14 protein-coding genes and 4 pseudogenes are annotated in these 21,667 nt (G+C 74.3%); 3 read left to right on the top strand and 15 right to left on the bottom strand.

Features of this window, described 5'->3' with window-relative positions; translation table 11 throughout:
• The 15 genes and pseudogenes from ACFF45_RS28960 to ACFF45_RS35685 form a co-directional block, all read right to left on the bottom strand.
• The gene (locus tag ACFF45_RS28960) at positions 1-849 is read right to left on the bottom strand and encodes a TatD family hydrolase (RefSeq protein WP_381349616.1); all 849 of its coding nucleotides are present in this window, start codon (positions 847-849) and stop codon (positions 1-3) included.
• A complete protein-coding gene (locus tag ACFF45_RS28955) occupies positions 849-1,583 on the bottom strand; it encodes an EboA domain-containing protein (protein ID WP_381349615.1) in 735 nt (244 codons plus the stop codon). Before ACFF45_RS28955 ends, ACFF45_RS28960 begins: the two co-directional genes overlap by 1 nt.
• A complete protein-coding gene (locus tag ACFF45_RS28950) occupies positions 1,580-2,551 on the bottom strand; it encodes a sugar phosphate isomerase/epimerase family protein (RefSeq protein WP_381349614.1) in 972 nt (323 codons plus the stop codon). Before ACFF45_RS28950 ends, ACFF45_RS28955 begins: the two co-directional genes overlap by 4 nt.
• Positions 2,548-3,468: an SCO3242 family prenyltransferase gene (locus tag ACFF45_RS28945; RefSeq protein ID WP_381349613.1), complete on the bottom strand. Its 921-nt coding sequence runs from the start codon at positions 3,466-3,468 to the stop codon at positions 2,548-2,550. Before ACFF45_RS28945 ends, ACFF45_RS28950 begins: the two co-directional genes overlap by 4 nt.
• A 317-nt stretch (positions 3,469-3,785) precedes the next feature.
• Positions 3,786-4,964 (bottom strand): annotated as a pseudogene (locus ACFF45_RS28940) (inositol-3-phosphate synthase); the annotation flags it as partial.
• Positions 4,965-5,048: 84 nt separating this feature from the next.
• Positions 5,049-7,916 carry a PQQ-dependent sugar dehydrogenase gene (locus tag ACFF45_RS28935; protein ID WP_381349612.1) on the bottom strand — a complete coding sequence of 956 codons (2,868 nt, stop codon included), beginning with the start codon at positions 7,914-7,916 and terminating at the stop codon, positions 5,049-5,051.
• 264 nt (positions 7,917-8,180) lie between these two features.
• A complete protein-coding gene (locus ACFF45_RS28930; protein WP_381349611.1) occupies positions 8,181-9,179 on the bottom strand; it encodes a sugar phosphate isomerase/epimerase family protein in 999 nt (332 codons plus the stop codon).
• 12 nt (positions 9,180-9,191) lie between these two features.
• Positions 9,192-10,397 (bottom strand): Gfo/Idh/MocA family protein, encoded by a 1,206-nt coding sequence (locus ACFF45_RS28925; RefSeq protein WP_381349610.1) that lies wholly within the window; start codon positions 10,395-10,397, stop codon positions 9,192-9,194.
• Between the two features lie 84 nt (positions 10,398-10,481).
• On the bottom strand, positions 10,482-11,525 hold the full coding sequence (locus tag ACFF45_RS28920) for a substrate-binding domain-containing protein (RefSeq protein ID WP_381349609.1): 1,044 nt from the start codon (positions 11,523-11,525) through the stop codon (positions 10,482-10,484).
• A 17-nt stretch (positions 11,526-11,542) separates the two neighbouring features.
• Positions 11,543-12,562 (bottom strand): ABC transporter permease, encoded by a 1,020-nt coding sequence (locus tag ACFF45_RS28915; protein WP_381349608.1) that lies wholly within the window; start codon positions 12,560-12,562, stop codon positions 11,543-11,545.
• Positions 12,559-14,076 (bottom strand): sugar ABC transporter ATP-binding protein, encoded by a 1,518-nt coding sequence (locus ACFF45_RS28910; RefSeq protein ID WP_381349607.1) that lies wholly within the window; start codon positions 14,074-14,076, stop codon positions 12,559-12,561. The genes ACFF45_RS28915 and ACFF45_RS28910 overlap by 4 nt, the downstream gene beginning before the upstream one ends.
• 201 nt (positions 14,077-14,277) lie before the next feature.
• Entirely contained in the window at positions 14,278-15,459 is a 1,182-nt protein-coding gene (locus ACFF45_RS28905) for an ROK family transcriptional regulator (RefSeq protein WP_381349606.1), read from the bottom strand.
• Positions 15,460-15,611: 152 nt separating this feature from the next.
• Positions 15,612-16,292: pseudogene (locus tag ACFF45_RS28900) on the bottom strand (GntR family transcriptional regulator).
• A gap of 153 nt (positions 16,293-16,445) precedes the next feature.
• Positions 16,446-17,384 carry a beta-ketoacyl-ACP synthase III gene (locus ACFF45_RS28895; protein WP_381349605.1) on the bottom strand — a complete coding sequence of 313 codons (939 nt, stop codon included), beginning with the start codon at positions 17,382-17,384 and terminating at the stop codon, positions 16,446-16,448.
• A gap of 196 nt (positions 17,385-17,580) precedes the next feature.
• Positions 17,581-17,706, bottom strand: a pseudogene (locus ACFF45_RS35685) (MFS transporter small subunit); the annotation flags it as partial.
• Positions 17,707-17,727: 21 nt separating this feature from the next.
• Here ACFF45_RS35685 and ACFF45_RS28890 point away from each other — a divergent pair.
• From ACFF45_RS28890 to ACFF45_RS28880, 3 genes and pseudogenes are all read left to right on the top strand, one after another.
• Positions 17,728-18,180 (top strand): annotated as a pseudogene (locus ACFF45_RS28890) (2Fe-2S iron-sulfur cluster-binding protein).
• Positions 18,181-18,186: 6 nt separating this feature from the next.
• Positions 18,187-19,035 (top strand): formate dehydrogenase accessory sulfurtransferase FdhD, encoded by an 849-nt coding sequence (gene fdhD, locus ACFF45_RS28885; RefSeq protein ID WP_381349603.1) that lies wholly within the window; start codon positions 18,187-18,189, stop codon positions 19,033-19,035.
• Positions 19,036-19,512: 477 nt separating this feature from the next.
• Positions 19,513-21,390: an exo-alpha-sialidase gene (locus tag ACFF45_RS28880; RefSeq protein ID WP_381349602.1), complete on the top strand. Its 1,878-nt coding sequence runs from the start codon at positions 19,513-19,515 to the stop codon at positions 21,388-21,390.
• The last annotated feature ends 277 nt before the right edge of the window (positions 21,391-21,667 follow it).

Raw genomic sequence — 21,667 nt, 5'->3', positions numbered from 1 at the left:
TCACTCCCCGCCGCGCAGGATGGAGTTGCCCTCGTGGGTGGCGCCGGGGGCGGTGACGTCGAGCCGGAGCCGGCCGCTGAGCCCGTAGAACGCGACGGGGTTGCGCCACAGCACCTGGTCGACGTCGTCCTCGGTGAAGCCCTCGGCGAGCATCAGGTCACCGACCTTGCGGGTCTTCAGCGGGTCGCTGCGTCCCCAGTCGGCGGCCGAGTTCACCAGCACCCGCTCGGTCCCGTGGGCCCGCAGGATCGCCACCATCCGGTCCTCGTCCATCTTGGTGTCCGGATAGACGGAGAAGCCCAGCCAGCAGCCGGCGTCCTTGGCCTCCTCGACGGTGGTCTCGTTGAGGTGGTCGAGCAGGACGCGGTCCGGGGGCAGGGCGGACTCCCGCACGAGGTCGAGGGTGCGGCGCAGGCCGGCCAGCTTGTCGCGGTGGGGGGTGTGCACCAGGGCGGGCAGCTCGTGGTCGGCGGCGAGCTGGAGCTGGGCGGCGAGGGCGGCGTCCTCGGCCGGGGTCATCGAGTCGTAGCCGATCTCGCCGACGGCGACGACCTGGTCCTTGACGAGGTACCGGGGCAGTTCGCCGAGGACGGGGCGGCAGCGCGGGTCGTTCGCCTCCTTGGGGTTGAGGGCGATCGTGCAGTGGTGGGCGATGCCGTACTGGGCGGCGCGGAAGGGTTCCCAGCCGAGGAGGGAGTCGAAGTAGTCGAGGAAGGCGGCGGGCGAGGTGCGGGGCTGGCCGAGCCAGAAGGCCGGTTCGACGACGGCGCGGACGCCGGCGGCGTACATGGCCTCGTAGTCGTCGGTGGTCCGGGACGTCATGTGGATGTGGGGGTCGAAGATGCGCATCAGGACTCCTTGCCGTGGGGGGTGTCCGGTCCGTCCGCGCCGTCGGGTGCGGGCGCGGCGCCGGTCAGGGCCAGGACGCGGTGCAGGTCCCCGGGTACGGGGCGGCCCGCCGCGGTGCGTTCGGCGGCGTAGTCGCCGAGCATGCGGGCGAGTTCGGCGTCGGCGCGGGCGCGGCGCTCCAGGTCGGCCACGCTGTCCACGGGGACGCCGGTGAACAGGCACTTGAGTACGGCGTGACGCCAGCCGTGCGGGTCGAGGTGCCGGGCGGCGTACGGGCCGACGGCGGCGGCGACGAGCCGGGTGTCGTGGGTGCGCAGGGCGTCCTCGATCAGTGCGACGGCGTCCGGGCCGGGCACCAGGTGCGGCAGTGCGTGCAGGACGGCGCGGCGCTCGGCGGCGGTGCCCTGCCGGTAGACACGGGTGAGCGCGGCCGGGTCGGCACCTGCGGCGTGCAGGATCAGCACCCGGGCGGCGTCGGCGTACTCGTCCCCGCAGCGGCGGCCCGCCTCGGCGAGGCGCAGCTCCCACACGGCGACCGGACCGTGGGCGTCGGGGTGTGCGGTGGCCTCGGCGAGGGCCTGGTCGAGCCAGGCGCGGGCGGCTCCGGGGAGGTGGGTGTCGAGGTGGGCGTGGACGGCCGCGAGGGGGGTGCCCTCGGGGGCGGGGGTGGGGGTGGGGCCCGGGTCGCCGGATGTCGCCGCCGGGGTCTTCGGGGTGGCGCGGGGCTGTTTCACGGGGTGCTCCCTTGGCAGGTGGCGGGGGGCTCACCGAGGGGTGGCGTGACGGGCGCGGGCGGGGGGACCGGCCCGCCGGAGGGTGCGGCGGCGCGCAGGAAGGGGAGGGAGACGCCGGCGTGATGCGGGCCCGCGTGGGAGTGGCGGGGCAGTTCCACCACGGTCAGGCCCTGGTAGCCGGTGGCGGCGAGGGCGGCCAGGACGGGCGGGAAGTCGATCTCGCCCTCGCCGAACGGGAGGTGTTCGTGGACGCCGCGGCGCATGTCCTCGATCTGGACGTGGCGCAGCCAGGGGGCGGCGGCGCGGACGCAGTCGGCCGGCGGGAGGGGTTCGAGGCACTGGCAGTGGCCGATGTCGAGGGTGAGGCCGAGGAAGCCCGGGTCGCCGAGGGTGCGGCGCAGGCGGTGGAAGGCGTCGAGGGTGGCGAGGAGGTGACCGGGTTCGGGTTCGACGGCGAGCGGGACTCCGGCGGCGGTCGCGGCGTCCAGGACGGGAGCGAGGCTGTCGGCCAGGCGTTTCCACGCCGTCTCCTCGTCCGTGCCGGGCGGGAGGGTGCCGCTGAAGCAGTGCACGGCGTGCGCGCCGAGGTCGGCGGCGACGCGCACGGCGCGCAGCAGCAGACCGACACGGCGGGCCCGGTCGTCGGGGTCCGGGTCGAGGAGGGAGGGACCGTGTTTGCGGCGCGGGTCGAGCACGTAGCGGGCGCCCGTCTCCACGGTGACGCTCAGCCCGAGCGCGCCGAGCCGCCGGGCGACGCGGCGGGTGCGGGCCGGCAGGTCCGGGGCGAGCGGGTCGAGGTGCATGTGGTCGAGGGTGAGGCCGACGCCGTCGTAGCCGAGGTCGGCGAGCAGGGCGAGGGCGTCGTCCAGGCGGAGGTCGGCGAGGCCGTTGGTGCCGTAGCCGAACCGGAGCGGCCACGGGGAGGCCGGGGGGCCGCCGGGGTGGGGCGCGGGGTGCCGGGTGCTCACGTGATGCTCACCCTCCTCGCGTACTTCCGTCCGATCGGGGCGAGCGCGGCGATGGCCACGGCGGTGCGGCCCGCTCCGGCGCGGGCGGCGAGGGCGGCCTGGAGAGGGATGAGGGCGCGGACGCCGGCGCCGACGGCCCGCTGGGTGAGCGGGGGTGAGGGGTTGAGGACGGCGTGGCCGTAGGGGCGGCCGGCGGTGGCGGCGTAGGCGGCGGCGAGGGCGGTGCGCAGGACGCCGTCGAGCGGCGGGCGGGACCGGTCGTCCCCGGGCGTCCCGGCACCGGGAGGCGCGGGCGGGGCGGGGCGGGCCGCGCCGCGTGCCACGGCCCGGGTGAGCAGGGCCGTCGCGGCGAGGGCGGCCAGCGGCGGCAGGGACGAACCGCCCTGGGTCTCGCGGCGCGAGGCCGCGGTCACCGCGAGGGTGTGGGTGCCGAGGAGGGCGGCGGAGGGCAGGGCCGCGCCGGGGCGGCCGGTGGTGGCGGCGGCGCCCAGCAGGTGGTCCAGGCCCCGGGCGGCGGCCATGGCCACCGGGCCGGCCGGGGTGTGCTTCAGGGCGAGGTCGTACGCCCACACGGTGGCCGCGAGGAGGGCGGCGACGGCCAGGGCGGGGCGGCCGGCGCCGGCGGCGAGGGCCAGCCCGGCCGCCGTGAGGGCGCAGGCCGCCGTGAGGGCGGCGGACGGCCGGATGCGGCCGGAGGGCAGGGGGCGGCCGGGGCGCTCGGCGGCGTCCTCGGCGCGGTCCGCCCAGTCGTTGAGGGCCATGCCGGCCTCGTAGAGGCAGAGGGAGGAGCCGACGGCCAGCGCGGTGCGCGCGGTGGGCCGGGCGCCGGTGGCGGCGGCACCGCTCAGGGCGTCGCCGGGGACGGTGAACAGGGCGGGCAGCCGCAGCAGTTCGGCCCAGGCGCGGCCGCGGCTCACGACCGCTCTCCCCGGGGTGCCTCGCCCTGGACCTGCCGCACAGACGTCTCCGCCCCGGCGGCCGCGTCCACGGCGGCGCCACCCGGCCGCGCACGGGTACCTTCCGGCGCGGCATCGGCAGCGCCTGTCTCCGGATCGGCAGCGCCTGCCTGCGGACCGGCACCGTCCGCCCTCGGACCGGCAGCGTCCGCTTCCGGACCGGCACCGTCCGCCCTCGGACCGGCAGCGTCCGCTTCCGGACCGGCACCACGCGCCCGCGAACCGGCACCACCCGGCTCCGAACCAGCGCCACCCGCCCGCAGACCAGCGGCACCCGCACCCGAACCGGCACCACCCGCCGCACCGGCTCCCGTCCCCGCACCGGCCCTCCGGGCCGCGGCCCCGAGCCGCTCCCCCAGGCGGCCCAGGGCCGCGTACTGCTCTGTCAGGCCCGCCGGGCCGTCGCCCGCCGGGTCCTTGAAGTAGAAGCCCAGTTCGCCGAGCGGTCCGGACAGGCCGGCCTCGTGGGCGCGGGCGGTCAGCCGGGCCAGGTCCAGGACCAGGGGTGCCGCCAGCGCCGAGTCGCAGCCCTGCCAGATGGTCTGGAGGACCATGCGGGTGCCGAGGAAGCCGTCGAAGGCGATGTGGTCCCAGGCGGTCTTCCAGTCCCCGAGGGCGGGCACGTCGTCGATGTGGACCTCGCCCTCGGGCACGGTGCCGAGGGTGTCGGCGAGGACGCGTTCCTTGCCGGCGTTCTTGGCCGCCGCGGCGGCCGGGTCGGCGAGGGCTGCGCCGTCGCCGCCGCCGAGCAGGTTGGTGCCGGACCAGGCCCGTACGGTCAGCGCCCGCTGCGCGAACATCGGACCCAGCACCGCCCGCAGCAGCGTCTGGCCGGTCTTGCCGTCCCGGCCGGCGTACGGCAGGCCGCTGAGCTCGGCCTCGCGGGCGGCGACGGGGTGGTGCAGGCCCTCGGAGGGGGTGAAGTTGACGTAGGGGCAGCCCGCGCGCAGGGCCGCGAGCGCGTACAGGGTGCTGGCCGGCAGCGGGGCGCCGGGTCCCTGGGAGGCGGGTTCGGTGGAGGCGACGTTCACCACCACGGCCCGCTCCAGTTCGTGGCGGCCGACGAAGTCGCGGATGTCATCGGCGAAGGCCGTGATCAGTTCGGCCTCGCTCCGGGTGTCGCCCGGGGTGGGGCCGCCGGGCCTGATCTCCCGGTCGGCGGCGGTCAGTTCCGCGGCGACGGCGGTGGCGACGCCCGGCGGGAGGACGCCGCCCGCGGTGAGGGTCTCGGCGCGTTTGGGCAGCGGGCAGTCGACGGTGTCGTGGCCGCCGAAGACCAGGTCGGACAGGGCGGGCAGGCCGCTGTCGGTGAACATCGGGGTCTCGGTCACCATGCCGGTGGGCGGGTGCAGTCCCGCGGTGACGGCGGCGCACCCCGTGACGACGGTGGTGGCGACGGAGCCTCGGGCTCCGATCAGCCACACCCCCACACGTGGTCGGGAGAGGGACGCGGACATGGGCAGCCTCCTTGTCGTGCGCAATCCCCGGGGGGAGGGACAAAGACGGCGGGCGAGGGTCCGGCGTCCCCCGCCCGCCGCCGTTCAGTCGCCCGTGACGGGCAGTTCCTTCAGCTGGACGTCGCGGAAGGAGACCTGGTCGTCGGCGCCGTGGTTCTGCAGGCCGATGCAGCCGTCGGTCAGGCTCCGCCGGGTGTCCTCGTTGGTGAAGTCGTTGATCTCGACTCCGTTGAGGAACACCTGGAGACGTTCGCCCTGGACTTTGATCTCGTAGGAGTTCCACTGGCCGGGCGGCCGCAGGACCCGGTCACGGGCCTTGATGTCCGCCGGCTTGAACGAAGAGACGGATCCCGTGGTGCGGTCGGGCGCGTCGGTGGCGTCGATCTGGATCTCGTAGCCAAAGGAACTCGGCGCCCCGGCCGGCATCACGGTCGACGCGACCGAGGAGAGGACCTTCTTGCCGCCCCTGAACGGCTCCTCGGAGAACTCGAAGTCGTCCACGTCGAACAGCGCGCCCGCCCCGCCCCTGAAGACCAGGTAGATCTCCGTGGTGCGCTTCGGCAGCGCCCGCAGCGGCACGTCGACGTTCTGGAAGGTCTCCCAGCCGCCGGTCGGCGGGATGTACGCCGAGCCGTGCAGCGGTCCGCCGGGCGAGCCGGTGCGCAGTTCGACGAAGCCGCCCGCGCCGCCGGAGGAGGCCCGCACGGTCATCTTCCGCTGCCCGTCGAACCGGTAGGGGCTGAAGGAGATCCAGTCGCCGTCGTCGATGTCGCCGACGGTCCTGCCGCCGTTGGCGCCGGTCTTGTCGTAGGTCCGGATGCCGGACTGGGTGGTGAAGTGCTCGGCCTGGCGGTGCAGCGGCTGGAGCACGGTGCGGGCGGTGCCCGTCAGGGCCTCCTGGCCGTTCGCCCCGCCGTCGGTGTAGCCGGCGCCGACGACGCCGTAGATGTCGGCGTTGGGGTCGTGACCGCCGTCGCCGGCGGGCGGGGTCAGGGTGCCCTCGCAGCCCGTCTCGCTGGTCAGCTCGTGGGCGTGGGAGTCGTGGCCGAGGCTGTAGGCGACCTTGACCCTGGAGCAGTCGATCGTCTCCTCGGGGTCGGTGACGGTCACCTTGAACGGGACGGGCTCGCCGAAGGCGGCCAGGGTGCCGTTGCCCGGGACGTCGATCCGTACCTTGGGCGCGGTGTTGCCGACCACGATCCGGACGCCGGCGTTGCCGGTGTTGCCCTCGGGGTCCCTCGCGGTGAAGGTGGCGGTGTAGGTGCCGGCCTTCCGGTACCGGTGGGTGGGGGTGAGGCCCTCGCCCGTGGTGCCGTCGCCGAAGTCCCAGCTGTAGGTGAGGTCCGGGGAGTCGGCGTCCTGGGCGGACCCGGTGAACGTGACCTTCAGGCCGGCCGGGCCGGACGTCCTGTCCGCGCCTGCCTCGGCGATCGGCGAGAAGCCGTCCTCGGCGTTCTCGATCCGGTAGAGCGCGGAGTTCTCGTCGCCCTGGAACCAGGAGACGCCGTAGTCGAGCACGTAGAGCGCGCCGTCGGGGCCGAACTCCATGTCCATGATCTGGGTGCCGGTCCACGGGAAGTCGTTGATCTGCGCGACCGTGCCGTCCGCGTTCCGCTCGATCCGCTTGATCCAGCGGCGGCCGAACTCACCGGCGAAGAAGTCGCCGTCGTAGGCCTCGGGGAACTTGACACCGGAGTCGAGGCCGGGGTCGTAGCGGTAGACCGGTCCGGCCATCGGGGACTCGGAGCCGGAACCGAACTCGGGCACGGAGCCGCCGTCGTACGGGATCCAGGCGGCCTGCGCGGGCGGCAGGTCGACCAGGCCGGTGTTGTGCGGCGAGGTGTTCTTCGGGGCGGCGCAGTCGAACCTCTCGCCGGAGGTGCCGGTGGCGAAGTCGTAGTCGACGTAGGCGTCGTTGGCCCCGGTGCAGAACGGCCAGCCGAAGTTGGCGGCCTCGGTGACCTTGGCGAACTCGACCTGGCCCGCCGGGCCACGGCTGGGGCCGGCGGCGCCCGCGTCGGGGCCGTAGTCGCCGACGTAGACGGTGCCGGTGGGCTTGTCGACGCTCATCCGGAACGGGTTGCGGAAGCCCATCGCGTAGATCTCGGGGCGGGTCCTCTCGGTGCCCGGGGCGAAGAGGTTGCCCTCCGGGACGGTGTACGAGCCGTCCTCGGCGACCTTGATCCGCAGGATCTTGCCGCGCAGGTCGTTGGTGTTGCCTGCGCTGCGGCGGGCGTCGAAGGCCGGGTTGCGGCCGGGCCGGTCGTCGATCGGCGTGTAGCCGTCGGAGGCGAAGGGGTTGGTGTCGTCGCCGGTCGACAGGTAGAGGTTGCCGTCCGCGTCGAAGTCGATGTCGCCGCCGACGTGGCAGCAGGTGCCGCGGGAGGCCGCTACGTCCAGCACCCTCTTCTCGCTGGCCAGGTCCAGCGTGCCGTTGGGGTTCAGCACGAAGCGGGAGAGGCGGTTGACGCCGTCGAACTCCGCGAAGTCCTCGGCGGTGCCGGTCTCCGGGGCGTCGCCCGCGGGGGTGTCGAGCGGCGGGGCGTAGTAGAGGTAGATCGCCCGGTTGTCCGCGAAGTCCGGGTCGATGCCGACGCCCTGGAGGCCTTCCTCGTCGTGGCTGTAGACGTCGAGCCTGCCGGCGACCTTGGTGAGGCCGCCCTGGTCGGTCAGGCGCAGCGTGCCGTCCCGCGAGGTGTGCAGGACGCTGCGGTCCGGGAGGACCGCGAGCGACATCGGCTCCCCCGTCTCGGGTTCGCCCTTGGCGAGCGGCACCTGCTGGAACTGCCCTTCGGCGGCGGCCGGTCCGTCGTGTTCCGGGTGGCCGGGGTGGGCACCGGCCACGGTGGCCGGGGTGCCCACGGCCAGGAGCAGGCCGGTGAGCAGGGCGAGGGCGGTGCGCAGTCCGGGGCGTCCCGGGGTGGGGGTGCTGCTGTCTCTGGTTCCGTGCACGAAGTCCCTCCGGGAACGGGGTGGGCCGTACGGGGTGGGTCGGTGACGTGCGGTGCGGGTGCCGGGGTGTGCCGTCACCCCGGAGGCGTGTGTGACCTGAGCACTTCAAGGGAAGGTAACCGCCTCGGTCCGGGGCGAACACCCCTTGCGTCAGGATCGGTCGAACTTTCCCCCATCACAGGACAAAGCAGGATCCGGGCAGGTCGGAGAGGGGACCGGCGGTGGATCCGGTCCCCGTCCGCGGTCTCCCGCCGGGTAGGTGGGTCAGCTGCTGAACGCGGCGTCGAAGGACGCGCTCGGCGGCTCGAAGTCGAAGGCCTTCAGGCGGGTCAGGGCCTCGGGGGCGCCTTGCAGCCGGTCCATGCCGGCGTCCTCCCACTCCACGGAGACGGGCCCCGTGTAGCCGATGGAGCGCAGCATGCGGAAGACGTCCTCCCAGGGGACGTCACCGTGCCCGGCGGAGACGAAGTCCCAGCCGCGCCGCGGGTCGCCCCAGGGCAGGTGGGAGCCGAGGCGCCCGTTGCGGCCGTCGAGGCGCTTGCGGGCCTCCTTGCAGTCGACGTGGTAGATCCGGTCGCGGAAGTCCCACAGGAAGCCGACCGGGTCGAGGTCCTGCCACACGAAGTGCGAGGGGTCGAAGTTCAGCCCGAAGGCGGGGCGGTGGTCGACCGCCTCCAGCGCGCGCTGGGTGGTCCAGTAGTCGTAGGCGATCTCGGACGGGTGCACCTCGTGCGCGAACCGCACGCCCTCGGCGTCGAAGACGTCCAGGATCGGGTTCCACCGGTCGGCGAAGTCCTGGTAGCCGCGTTCGATCATCGACGCGGGCGCGGGCGGGAACATCGCGACCAGGTGCCAGATGGCGGAGCCGGTGAAGCCGACGACGGTGTCGACGCCGAACGCGGCGGCGGCCCGCGCGGTGTCCTTGATCTCGGCGGCGGCCCGTTGCCGCACGCCCTCCGCGTCGCCGTCGCCCCAGATCCGCGCGGGCAGGATGGCCTGGTGGCGCTCGTCGATGACGGCGTCGCAGACCGCCTGGCCGACCAGGTGGTTGGAGACGGCCCAGCACTTGAGCCCGTACTTGTCCAGCAGCTGGTGCCGGGAGGCGAGGTAGGAGGGGTCGCCCAGTGCCTTGTCGACCTCGAAGTGGTCGCCCCAGCAGGCGAGTTCCAGGCCGTCGTAGCCGAAGTCGCGGGCCAGGCGGCAGACCTCCTCCAGGGGCAGGTCGGCCCACTGGCCGGTGAAGAGCGTGAAGGTGCGCGGCATTCCCAACGCCTCCTAGACCGCGATCGGGGTGTAGACGGAGTTCTTCTCGGCGCTCTCCTCCACCGCGGCGAGAACGCGCTGCACCTGCAGCCCGTCGGCGAAGGAGGGGTCCGGGCGGCGGCCCTCGGCGACCGCGTGGACCAGGTCGTGGGCCTGGTGGACGAAGGTGTGCTCGTAGCCGAGGCCGTGGCCGGGCGGCCACCAGGCGTCCAGATAGGGGTGGTCGGGCTCGGTGACGAGGATGCGGCGGAAGCCGGCCCGGGCGCCGGGCTCGGTGCCGTCGTGGTACCAGAGCTCGTTGAGCCGCTCCAGGTCGAAGGCGAGCGAGCCGCGCTCGCCGTTGAGTTCGATGCGCAGGGCGTTCTTGCGGCCGGTGGCGTACCGGGTGGCCTCGAAGGAGGCGAGCGCGCCGGAGGTGAAGCGCGCGGTGAACAGGGCGGCGTCATCGACGGTGACCTGCCCGGTCCCGTCCGCCGAGATCGCGCCCAGCCCGTGGGCGGCCCCGGCCACCGGCCGTTGCCGTACGAAGGTCTCGGTGAGCGCCGACACCCCCGCGAGCCGCTCGCCCGCCAGGTGCTGCGCCAGGTCCACGATGTGCGCCCCGAGGTCGCCGAGCGAGCCGGATCCGGCCAGTTCCCTGCGCAGCCGCCAGGTCAGCGGGGCCCGCGGGTCCACCAGCCAGTCCTGGAGGTACGACACCCGGACGTGCCGCAGGGTGCCGACGCGGCCCTCGGCGACCATCCGCCGGGCCAGCGCGGTGGCGGGCACCCGGCGGTAGTTGAAGCCGACCATCGCCAGCTGCCCGCGCGCGTAGGCCGCCTCGGCGGCGGCCGACATGGTCTCCGCCTGCTCGACGGAGTTGGCCAGCGGCTTCTCGCACAGGACGTGCTTGCCGGCGGCCAGCGCGGCGAGCGCGATCTCGGCGTGGCTGTCGCCGGGCGTGCAGATGTCGACCAGGTCGACGTCGTCCCGGGCGATCAGCGCCCGCCAGTCGGTCTCGGCGGCCGCCCAGCCGTGCTGGTCGGCCGCCGCGCGGACGGCTGCCCCGTCCCGGCCGCAGATCGCGGCGAGCACCGGCTGCCGGGGCAGGTCGAAGACGCGGCCCGCGGTGCGCCAGCCCTGGGAGTGGGCGGCGCCCATGAAGGCGTAGCCCACCATGCCGATCCGCAGCGCGGGCTTCCCGGACCCGTTCCCCTCGGGCTCTTGCGGCTGTGCCATACGGAGGTCCTCCTCGTCGTCGTGGCGCGATGGGGGTCGGGCCCGGCCCGGTGCGCGGGGGCCGGGCCCGTGGAGCGGGGCGCCTCACTCGAAGCCGGTGGACATGTACTGGTCGACGTTGGTGCTGTCGATGACGGCCGAGTAGAGCGTGAGCGACGCCGGGATCTCGAACTCGGCCAGACCGCCGACCCCCTTGCCCTGACCGAGGGCGCGGGCGAGGTCGATCGCGGAGGCCGCCATGGTCGGCGGGTAGAGCACGGTCGCCTTCAGCACGCCGTCGTCCCGCTTGATGGCCTGGAAGGCGGAGAGCGCGCCCGCGCCGCCGACCATCAGGAAGTCGTCGCGCCCGGCCTGCTCGATGGCGCGCAGCGCGCCCACGCCCTGGTCGTCGTCGTGGTTCCACAGGGCGTCGAACCGCGACTGGGCCTGGAGCAGCTGGGCCATCTTGGCCTGCCCGGACTCGACGGTGAAGTCGGCGGCCTGGCGGGCCACCTTGCGGATGTTGGGGTAGTTCTTCAGCGCGTCGTCGAAGCCCTGGCTGCGCTGCTGGGTCAGTTCCAGGTTGTCCAGCCCGGCCAGTTCGACGACCCGGGCGTCCGCCTGGTCCTTGAGCTTCTCGCCGATGTAGTGGCCGGCGTTGAGGCCCATGCCGTAGTTGTCGCCGCCGATCCAGCAACGGTACGCCTGCGGGGTGTTGAAGACCCGGTCCAGGTTGACCACCGGGATCCCGGCCCGCATCGCCTGGAGCCCGACCTGGGTGAGCGCCTTGCCGTCGGCGGGCAGCACGACCAGCACGTCGACCTTCTTGTTGATCAGGGTCTCGATCTGGCCGATCTGCGCGGCGGTGTCGTTGGAGCCCTCGGTGATCTCCAGCGTGACGTCCTGGTACTTCTCCGCGCGGCTCTTGGCGTTCTCGTTGATCGCGTTGAGCCAGCCGTGGTCCGCCTGCGGTCCGGCGAAGCCGATGGTGACCTGCTTGCCGGGCCGGTCGTCGGCGACCGGCTGGTTGTCGGCGGCCTGCTCCCTCTCCTTGGGCTCGTTGCTGGTGCACCCGGTGAGGAGGGCACCGGCGGAGACGGCGGCGGTCCCGAAGAGCAGTCCTCTGCGGCTGGTGCGTTGCTGCGGCATGGCGGTGAACCCTTTCCTCAGGTCGTGCTCGCGGTACGGCGCTGGACCAGCACGGCGGCGACGATGATCGCGCCCTTGGCGATCTGCTGGACGTCGCTCTGCAGGTTGTTCAGGGCGAAGATGTTGGTGATCGTGGTGAAGATCAGGACGCCGAGCACCGAGCCGACGATGGTGCCGCGGCCCCCGCTGAGCAGCGTGCCGCCGATGATCGCGGCGGCGATGGCGTCGAGCTCGTAGAGGTTGCCGTTGGTGTTCTGACCGGAGCCGGACAGGATGACCAGCAGGAACGCGGCGATGCCGCAGCACAGCCCGGAGAGCAGGTACAGGTACAGCCGCTGGCGGCGGACGTCGATGCCCGCCAGGCGCGCCGCCTCCGCGTTGCCGCCGACGGCGACGGTGCGGCGGCCGAAGGTGGTGCGGTTCAGCAGCAGCCAGCCGGCCACCGTGACGCCCGCGAAGACCAGCACGAGCGGCGGGATGCCGAGCACGTAGGCGTCCCGCTCGCCCAGGTCGAGGATGCCGTCCACGGTGACGATCTGCGTCCGGCCGTCCGTGATCTGCAACGCCAGTCCGCGCGCCGAGGCCAGCATGGCCAGGGTGGCGATGAACGGGACCATCCCGCCGTACGCGATGAGCACTCCGTTGACCAGGCCGCAGCCCACGCCGACCAGGACCGAGGTGAAGAGGATGCCGGTGAAGCCGAAGTCCTGGGTGGCGACGGTGGTCGCCCACACCGAGGCGAGGGCGACGATCGCCCCGACGGACAGGTCGATACCGCCGGAGACGATGACGAAGGTCATGCCGACGGTGACGACGCCGATCACGGAGGCCTGGGTGAGGACGAGCTGGAGGTTGCGGGTGTCCAGGAACTCGTCCGGCCTGGTGATGCCGCCGATCAGGACGAGGGCGGCGAGCACGCCGAGCAGGGACAGGGTGCGGACGTCGGCGCGGGCCACCCGGCCGCGCCAGGCGGGGGGTCGAGCGGCCGACGGCGCCTTGTCGGCGCTGTCCCGCGGCGGGGAGACGGGCTGCGTCATGACGCCGGGCTTCCTTCCATCACGAGGTCGAGTACGCGGTGTTCGTCCAGCTCGCGGGCGGGCGCGGTGTGTACGACACGCCCCTCGCGCAGCACCAGCACGCGGTCGGCGAGGCCGAGCACCTCGGGCACCTCGCTGGAGACCAGCAGCACCGCGAGGCCCTCGTCGGCGAGGCGCCGGACCACCGCGTACAGCTCGGCGCGGGCTCCGACGTCGACGCCGCGGGTCGGCTCGTCGAGCAGCAGCACCCGGCAGCCGCGCAGCAGCCAGCGGGCGAGCACGGCCTTCTGCTGGTTGCCGCCGGACAGGGTCCGCACGGGTACGGAGGGGTTGTCGGGCCGCAGCGACAGCTCGCGGGTCGCCGCCCGGGCGGCACCGGCTTCCGCGCCCCGGTCGATCCAGCCGCCGCGCGAGAAGCGGGCGAGGGAGGAGACGGAGACGTTGCGGGTGACCGACTCCAGCATCAGCAGGGCCTGCGCCTTGCGCTCCTCGGGGGCGAGGCCGAGTCCGGCGCGGACGGCGGCGCGGACGCTGCCCGGCCGCAGCGGGCGACCGGCGACCAGGACCTGCCCGGCGGTGGGTCTGCGGGCGCCGTAGACGGTCTCCAGGATCTCCGAGCGGCCGGAGCCGACGAGTCCCGCCAGGCCGACGATCTCGCCGGGGCGCACGGTCAGGTCGAAGGGGTGGAACTCGCCGTCCCGGGCCAGTCCCCGGACCTCCAGCAGCGGCTCCCCCCGCCCCGGCGAGGCCGGCCGCTCGGGGAAGACGTACTCGACGTTGCGGCCGGTCATCAGCGCCACGACCTCACGGGTCGGCGTCGCCTTGGCGGGCAGCCCGCCCGCCACCGCCCGGCCGTCCTTCAGCACCGTCACCCGGTCGCCGATCCGGCGGATCTCCTCCAGGCGGTGCGAGATGTAGACGACGGCTACGCCGTCGGCGGTGAGGTCGCCGACGATCCGGAAGAGGTTGTCGACCTCGTCGGGGTCGAGGGCGGCGGACGGCTCGTCCATCACGATCAGCCGGACGTCGTGGGAGAGCGCGCGGGCCATGGAGACGATCTGCTGCTGGGCGGCGGACAGCTCGCCGACCAGCCGGGCCGGGTCGATCTCCGGGTGCCCGAGCCGGGCCAGCAGCCGGGCGGTGGACTGCTGCGCCGCCCGGCGCCGCACGACGAACCCGGCGGCCGTGGGCTCGTGGCCGAGGTGGACGTTCTCGGCGACCGACAGGTGCTCCACCAGGTCGAGTTCCTGGTAGATGGTGGCGATGCCGAGCCGCATCGCGGCGATCGGGGAGCGCAGGGTCACCGGCTCGCCGCGCCAGCGGATGGTGCCGGTGTCGGGCTGGTGGGCGCCGGCCAGGACCTTGATGAGGGTGGACTTCCCGGCGCCGTTCTGGCCGAGCAGGCAGTGCACTTCGCCGGCCTGGACGTCGAGGTCGACGCCGTCCAGGGCGCGGACGCCGGGGAACGACTTGGTGATGCCGGACATGCTGAGCAGCGGTGGTTCTGGTGCCATGTGGGTTCCCCTTGGCTGGCGTACGGGCCGGTTTCAGGGCAGGGCGAAGCAGGGCGGGGCGGAACGGGGCAGCGCCGAACAGGTCAGGGCGGGGCTGGGCACGGTGTGGAGCACGGTGCGGGACTGGGCACGGTGCGGGACTGGGCACTGCATGGAGCGCGGTGCGGGACGCGGTGCGGGACGTGTTCGGGTGTGCGGTGCCTACGCGGGTGAGAACAGGTGGTCGCTGATCAGCCGGGCCGCGCCGATGACACCGGCGGTGGGGCCCAGCTCGCCCAGGACGATGGGCAGGTTGCCGGTCGCCAGGGGCAGCGACTGGCGGTAGACCTGGGTGCGGATCGCGGCGAGCAGGGTGTGGCCGAGGCCGGTCACCCCGCCGCCGATCACCACCAGGCCGGGGTTGAAGAAGCTGACCAGGCCGGCGATGACCTTGCCGGTGCGGTTGCCGCCCTCACGGATCAGTTCGAGGGCGGTGGCGTCGCCGGCCGCCGCCGCGGCGGCGACGTCGACGGCGGTGAGCGCGCCGCCGTTCTCCAGCCGGGCCGCGAGCTCGGCCGACTGGCCCTGCTGGGCGGCCTCCAGCGCGTCGCGGGCGAGCGCCGCGCCGCTGAAGTGGGCCTCCAGGCAGCCCCGGTTGCCGCAGGCGCACGAACGTCCGTCGGGCACCGCCTGGATGTGCCCGATGTCGCCCGCGGAGCCGGTCGTGCCGCGGTGCACCGCGCCGCCGACGACGATGCCGCAGCCGATGCCGGTGCCGATCTTGACGCAGAGGAAGTCGCCCACGGAGCGTGCGACGCCCGCGTGCATCTCCCCCATCGCCATCAGGTTCACGTCGTTGTCGACCATGACCGGGCAGCCGAGCTCCTGGCTGAGCGCCTCCCGCACCGGGAAGCCGTCCCAGCCCGGCATGATCGGCGGCGCCACGGGGACGCCCTCCGGGAAGCGGACCGGGCCCGGGACGCCGATGCCGGCGCCGTCGAACCCCTCCGCGAGCCCGGAGGCCCGCAGCTTGGCGGCCATGGCCAGCACCTGCTCGAAGACCGCGACGGGACCCTCGCGCACCTCCATCGGCTGGGTGATGTGGCCCAGGATCTCCAGCTCCGCGTTGGTGACCGCGACGTCGATGGAGGTCGCGCCGATGTCGACGCCGAGGAAGCGCAGGTTCGGCGCGAGCCGGATGTTGTGCGAGCGGCGGCCGCCGCGCGAGGCGGCGAGTCCGTCGGCGACGACCAGGCCCGTCTTCAGCAGCCGGTCCACCTCCACGGCCAGCTTGGACCGCGAGAGGTCGACCTGGTCGCCCAGCTGGGCCCGGGAGTTGGGCCCGCCGTCGCGCAACAGCTTCAGCAGCCTGGCCTGGTGGGCGTTGGCGGGGCGCGCGGTCATACGTCTCACGATCCCCTCCCCGCCTCAGATCGGCCGTCGCTGTCCGGCTTTTGAGGGGAACGTAGCAGCGGCTGCCGGAAGTGGGAAGAAGCTGCGCACGAATTGCCGCCGACTTTTCCCACTCACAGGACAAAGAGGGGTGCGCGGGCCCGCTACGGACACGGACGCTCGTGGTACGACGTGCGGGTGGGCTCGGTGCGGGCGCGCATGACCTCCGTCGCGCGCCGCTACTCCCGCGCCGTGATCGCGGCGATCAGCTGGCGGTGCCCGATCCGGGACTGGCGGCCGCGCCGCCGGGCGACCGGCGTGCAGTACGAGCGGACCCGCCGGTCCACCTGCGCGGCGGGTTCGGCGAGGACGGCGTCGCCCGCCGGCTCCATCACCTCGGCGTGGAAGCGGGCGTTGCGCGCGACCGCGCCGTCCACGTCGTCGGCGGCGGCGACCGCGCGCTCGCCCTCGGCGCACAGCTCCTCCCGCCGCGGCGACGCCGGCGCTGACCTCCCCCGCGACGGCGAGCCGGGCCGCCTCGGCCTCCAGCAGCGTACGGACCGCCAGAGCTGGTCGGCCTCCTCCTCGGTCGGCTCGCGCGCGAACGCGCCCTGCGCCGGCCGCAGACCGGGCCCGCCCCTCGGAGTTCAGCCGCTGCGACGCCTCGCGCACCGGCTGCCGGGAGACGCCGAGGTGCCCGGCGAGTTCGCTCTCGGCCGGGAGCCGGCCGGGCCGCGGGGCGCGGGTGGTGACGAGTTTGAGCAGCGCCTCGTGGACGCGGTCGCGCAGCGGGCCGGGACTTCGAGTCCGGGCACCGCCCCTCGCGGCAGTCCTGTCGACAGCATCGGTCCCCCTCCTGGGCAGGGCCGTGCACAGCGGACGTCGACGTGAGCGACCCAGGAGCCGTAGAACCCCGGGAAAGACGGTTTCGAGTGCCTTTTGTCCACGTGTACGGTGCGGCCTGACCGTCGCTGCGGGGAGTCGGCCTCGTCCCGCCCTCACGGGCAGCGGACGACCTGCCCGGCGTACGACAGGTTGCCGCCGAACCCGAAGAGCAGCACCGGGTCCCCGGTCGAGACCGCCCCCTGCTCCACCAGCTTGGAGAACGCGAGCGGGATGCTGGCCGCCGAGGTGTTCCCGGACTCGGCCACGTCGCGCGCGACGACCGCGTTGACGGCGCCCAGCTTCTCCGCGAGCGGTTCGACGATCCGCAGGTTGGCCTGGTGCAGCACCACCGCCGCCAGGTCGCGCGGCGCGTACCCGGCGCGCTCGCAGGCCTGCCGGGCGAGCGGCGGCAGCCGGGTGGTCGCCCACCGGTAGACGCTCTGCCCCTCCTGCGCGAACCGTGCGGGCTCGCCCTCGATCCGCACCGCGTGCCCCATCTCCGGCACCGACCCCCACAGCACCGGCCCCACGCCCGGTTCGTCGGCGGCCTCCACCACGGCGGCCCCCGCACCGTCGCCGACCAGCACGCACGTCGTCCGGTCGGTCCAGTCGGCGACGTCGGACATCTTGTCGGCGCCGATGACCAGCGCCCGGCTCGCCGCCCCGGCCCGCACGGTGTGGTCGGCGGTGGCGAGGGCGTGGGTGAAACCGGCGCACACCACGTTGAGGTCCATCACCGCGGGCTGCGGGACGCCGAGCCGGGCCGCCACCCGGGCGGCCATGTTCGGCGAGCGGTCGACGGCGGTCGAGGTGGCGACCAGGACCAGGTCGATGTCGCTCGGCGTCAGCCCGGCCGCCGCGAGCGCCTTGGCGGCGGCGTGCGCGGCGAGTTCGTCCACCGGTTCGTCGGGGCCCGCGATGTGGCGGGTGCGGATGCCGACCCGGGACCTGATCCACTCGTCGCTGGTGTCGACCAGGCCGGCCAGGTCTTCGTTGGTGAGCACCTTGGCGGGCTGGTAATGGCCGAGGGCGGCGATGCGCGAGCCGTTCATGGGCGGGGTCCCCTCCTTGCTGCGGGCTGCGGGACCCACCAGTCTGGTCAGCGACTCGTGAGTAACGGTGCGGGCGAAGACACAGGAATGGGGCCCCGGGGTTGTCGGTTTCGGCAGCCGGCCGCACGTCCGGGCAGCCCTCGCGGGCCACCGCGCCGCCGCCCGGGGCCGCGGCGCCCCACCCGGTGAACAACTGGGGCGCCTTGCACACGAGTGCGTACAGGCCGTACCCGAGCGGCGCGCCCACCCGCAGCCGGGCGAACGCGATCAGCGCCCGCCGCGGTCCGGGACGGACCGCCGGGAACGCCGTGGAATCCGCCATCGACCGTCCGGGGGCCCACGACTGACCGCGACCCCGCTGGGCGTGCCGCGCCGGCTGGTGGAGTGCACGATCGACGGGCGGGAGGCCCGGGTCCCGGCGGGCTCGACCGTTTCGGACTCCTGCCGGGCCGCCGGGAAGGACGTGCCGCCCTTCCGCCACGGCGACACCGTGGCGCCCAGGTCCGCTCACCGGCTCGGCGTGCGCGTCCTGCGGCAACTGCATCGAGGTCTGCCCCACGCAGCGCTGTCGTTCAGGTCGGAATTCGGCATGCGGGCGGCGGGTACGCGGGACGGGTCGCGGCAGACGGCGGCGACGACCGTCTGCGCCTGCCGCGGAGTCGGCCGCAACCGCACGCTCCACGTGCAGGACAATGAGACCGTCGAGGTCACCTCGCCGCACGACAACCCGGTGACCCGCGGCAACCTCTGCATCCAGGGCCGCTTCGGCTACCAGCACGGACAGAACCGGGACTGATCAGACATGGGACGAGTCACGGAACGACGCAAGGTGATCCGCATCCGGGACGGCGCGGTCTCCACCCGTCCGGACACGCTCGTCGCCGAGGAACCCCTGGAGATCCGGCTGAACGGCAGGCCGCTGGCGATCACCATGCGCACCCCCGGTGACGACTTCGCCCTCGCGGCGGGGTTCCTGGTGAGCGAGGGGGTGCTGGGCACCGCCGCGGAGCTGCGGAACATCGTCTACTGCGCCGGGGCCACCGCCGACGGGTCGAACACGTACAACGTGGTCGACGTGCAGACCGCCCCGGACGTGGCGGTCCCGGACATCACGCTGGAGCGCAACGTCTACACCAGCTCGTCCTGCGGTCTGTGCGGCAAGGCGAGCCTGGACGCGGTGCGCACGACGGCCCGCTGGCCGGTCGCCGACACTCCCCCGGTCCGGGTGGGCACCGAGCTGCTGGCGAGCCTGCCCGACCGGCTCCGCGCGGCGCAGCGCGTCTTCGACCGGACCGGGGGCCTGCACGCGGCGGCGCTGTTCGCCGAGGACGGCGAGCTGCTGGACGTACGGGAGGACGTGGGCCGGCACAACGCGGTCGACAAGCTGGTCGGCCGTGCCCTGCAGAGCGACGGCCTGCCCCTGTCCCGGGCGATCCTGCTGGTGTCCGGCCGGGCCTCCTTCGAGCTGGCGCAGAAGGCGGTGATGGCGGGCGTCCCGGTGCTGGCGGCGGTCTCGGCGCCCTCGTCGCTGGCGGTGGACCTGGCCCAGGAGACCGGGCTGACCCTGGTGGGCTTCCTGCGGGGGAGCTCCATGAACGTGTACGCGGGTGAGGACCGGATCGCCCTGCGGACCGCGGCCGCCCCGGGCTGACGGTCCCCCGCGGCACGGCGGCGGGGCCCCGGCCGACGGGAAGCCCCCCGCACCGCAGGGGCCCCGGCCGACGGGAAGCCCCCCGCACCGCAGGGGCCCCGGCCGACGGGAAGCGCCCCCCGCACCGCAGGGTCCCGCCTCAGCCCGCGCCGGGCGGCGCGGCGCACCGGCCACCCCGCTCGGCGGGGTGCCCCTTCTGCTCTCCCTCGGTGCGTAATGCACTGGTTTCGCCCATGACCTGATTTATCGTTGGGGCTTCCCGTGATCTTCGGAGGTCCGACGATGCGCCGCGCCGCCCCACCCCTTCTCTGACGCTCCCGGCATCCCCGACAGCACTGACATGACGTCAGGCCTCATGGGGCGCCCTCGTGTTGCCCCCGCACCCTTCTTGCGGTGTGTCGCTGCCGCCAACTACCGTCTGTGGTGCCTACGTTGGACGTGGGATGTCCATATGTTCAGACAAATGAAGGGCCGTCCATGCCGTCGAGACTCCGCGTACGCCTGAGAGCCACCCTCACCGCGGGCGTCGTCCTGACGGCCGCCGCCGCCGTCCCGGGCCCCGCCCGGGCCCAACCGGCCTCCGCCGCGCCGTTGTTCGAGCAGAAGGTCCTCTTCAAGGCCTCGCGTGACCCCGGCTACGCCTGCTTCCGGATCCCGACGGTGGTGCGGACCACGCAGGGCACGCTGCTGGCGTTCGCCGAGGGACGGGTCCTCAACTGCGGGGACGCCACCGACATCGACATCGTGCTCAAGCGCTCCACCGACGGCGGCCGCACCTGGAGCCCGCTGCGGGTGGTCAACGAGGGCGGTGGCGACACCCACGGCAACCCGACCCCCGTGGTGGACCGCGAGACCGGCCGGATCCTGCTGGCGGAGACGTACAACACGGGCCGGGCCGACAGCGACCACTGCGACGTCCCCTGCAACCGCACCCCCCATCTGCAGTACAGCGACGACGACGGCGTCACCTGGTCCGCCCCGCGCGACCTCAGCCCGCAGATCCTGCCCTCGCACTGGAACTCCTGGTACGCCACCGGCCCCGTGCACGGCATCCAGCTCACCCGGGGCGCCCACGCCGGCCGGCTGGTCTTCGGCGTCAACACCGAGACCTGGGACGGCAACCGGGTCACCGCGAACCACGCCGCGCTCATCCTCAGCGACGACGGCGGCACCACCTGGCGGGTCGGCGCCACCGACTCCTGGCCCCTCGCCGCCGACGGCAGCTTCCGCCAGAAGTCCTCCGAGGTCTCGCTGACCGAACGCGCCGACGGCACGATCCTGGTCAGCGGCCGCGAACAGGAGGGCACCGACCTCGGGCACCGCTCGCAGGCCGTCAGCCGCGACGGCGGCGAAAGCTTCGCGGGTCCCTTCGCGTCCCTCCCCGGCCTCTACGCCCCCCAGGTGCAGGGCGCCACGCTGCGCCTCGGCGACCGCCTGCTGCTGTCCTGCCCCGGCGACCCCGACCGCCGCCGCACCATGATGATCCGCTCCTCCTACGACGGCGGCGCGACCTGGGACAGCGTCGACCGCGGCACGGTCGTCACCCGGGACTGGTCCGGCTACTCCGACCTGGTGCACGTCTCCGGCAGCACCGTCGGCCTGGTGTACGAGGGCGGCACCGCCGACGCCCGCGACGAGATCCGCTTCGCCCGCTTCAACGAGGAGTGGCTCGCGCCCCGCCGCGGCGCCGACCCGGTCACCACGGACCGCGCCCTGCTCGCCCCCGAGGCGAACGTCCTGGGCGGCGCCTCGACCACCCCCGGCGTGCTCGGCGGCGCGCTGCGCCTCGACGGCGCCGACGACGCCGTACGCCTGCCCTACCGGGACCAACTCCTGCTCGGCGGTCGGGACTTCACCGCGTCCCTGTGGTTCCGCTACACCGCCACCGGCGGTGAGCAGCCCCTGCTGTGGATGGGCGGGGCGGGCACCAGCCAGCCGCAGGTCTGGCTGCGCGCCGAACCCGCGCGGGACCGCGTGCGCGGCCTGATCGCCACCCGGGAGGGCGTGCGGACCGTCAACACGGCCTCCGTGCAGTCGAGCGGCGCCCGCAACGACGGCGCGTGGCACCACCTCGCGCTGCGGCGCGGCGGCGGGCGGCTGACCCTGTTCGTCGACGGCCGGGCGGCCGGCACCGAGGACGTGCCCGGCTCGGTGAGCCGCAACTCGCCGTTCGGTGTGCACATCGGCCAGCGGATGGACAGCCGGGCCTTCTTCACCGGCGCGATCGACGAGGTCCGCGTCTGGCGGACGGCCCTGTCCGACGCGGCGATCGACCAGGTCCGCCGCACCCACTCGGGGCCCTGGCTCAGCACCGTCCTGTGGCTCCCCATGGACCAGGTGACCGCCGCCCGCTGACGTCGCGGAGCGTGCCCGACGAGCGCCGCGCGCCACGGCGCGCGGCGACCACGGCCGGTCTGCTGCCGGCCCTGGTCCTCGCGGCCGTCCTGCCCGCCCGCCCGGACGGCGACCGGGAGGGCGGCGGCGCGTGCCCGGGCCGTACGGTCGCCGCCGGGTCCCCGGCCGACCGGCTCACCGCGAGTTCGCCCGCTACGGCGACGACGCCGGGCGCACCGACGACTGGACCGGCGGCGACGGCGGCCGCGGCGCGCCGCTGCCGTCCGGCACGGTCGCC

The organism is Streptomyces cinereospinus (assembly GCF_042430725.1).
Lineage (GTDB): Bacteria > Actinomycetota > Actinomycetes > Streptomycetales > Streptomycetaceae > Streptomyces > Streptomyces cinereospinus.
The sequence above is the reverse complement of the archived record's forward strand: the minus strand, read 5'-3'. Positions and strand labels throughout refer to the sequence as shown.

What these genes read in the sequence shown, in the direction of transcription:
- ACFF45_RS28960 (WP_381349616.1), bottom strand. Translation starts at nt 849, where the DNA reads ATGCGCATCTTCGACCCCCACATCCACATGACGTCCCGGACCACCGAC.
- ACFF45_RS28930 (WP_381349611.1), bottom strand. Translation starts at nt 9,179, where the DNA reads ATGCCGCGCACCTTCACGCTCTTCACCGGCCAGTGGGCCGACCTGCCC.
- ACFF45_RS28925 (WP_381349610.1), bottom strand. Translation starts at nt 10,397, where the DNA reads ATGGCACAGCCGCAAGAGCCCGAGGGGAACGGGTCCGGGAAGCCCGCG.
- ACFF45_RS28920 (WP_381349609.1), bottom strand. Translation starts at nt 11,525, where the DNA reads ATGCCGCAGCAACGCACCAGCCGCAGAGGACTGCTCTTCGGGACCGCC.
- ACFF45_RS28915 (WP_381349608.1), bottom strand. Translation starts at nt 12,562, where the DNA reads ATGACGCAGCCCGTCTCCCCGCCGCGGGACAGCGCCGACAAGGCGCCG.
- ACFF45_RS28910 (WP_381349607.1), bottom strand. Translation starts at nt 14,076, where the DNA reads ATGGCACCAGAACCACCGCTGCTCAGCATGTCCGGCATCACCAAGTCG.
- ACFF45_RS28905 (WP_381349606.1), bottom strand. Translation starts at nt 15,459, where the DNA reads ATGACCGCGCGCCCCGCCAACGCCCACCAGGCCAGGCTGCTGAAGCTG.
- ACFF45_RS28895 (WP_381349605.1), bottom strand. Translation starts at nt 17,384, where the DNA reads ATGAACGGCTCGCGCATCGCCGCCCTCGGCCATTACCAGCCCGCCAAG.
- fdhD (WP_381349603.1), top strand. Translation starts at nt 18,187, where the DNA reads ATGGGACGAGTCACGGAACGACGCAAGGTGATCCGCATCCGGGACGGC.
- ACFF45_RS28880 (WP_381349602.1), top strand. Translation starts at nt 19,513, where the DNA reads ATGCCGTCGAGACTCCGCGTACGCCTGAGAGCCACCCTCACCGCGGGC.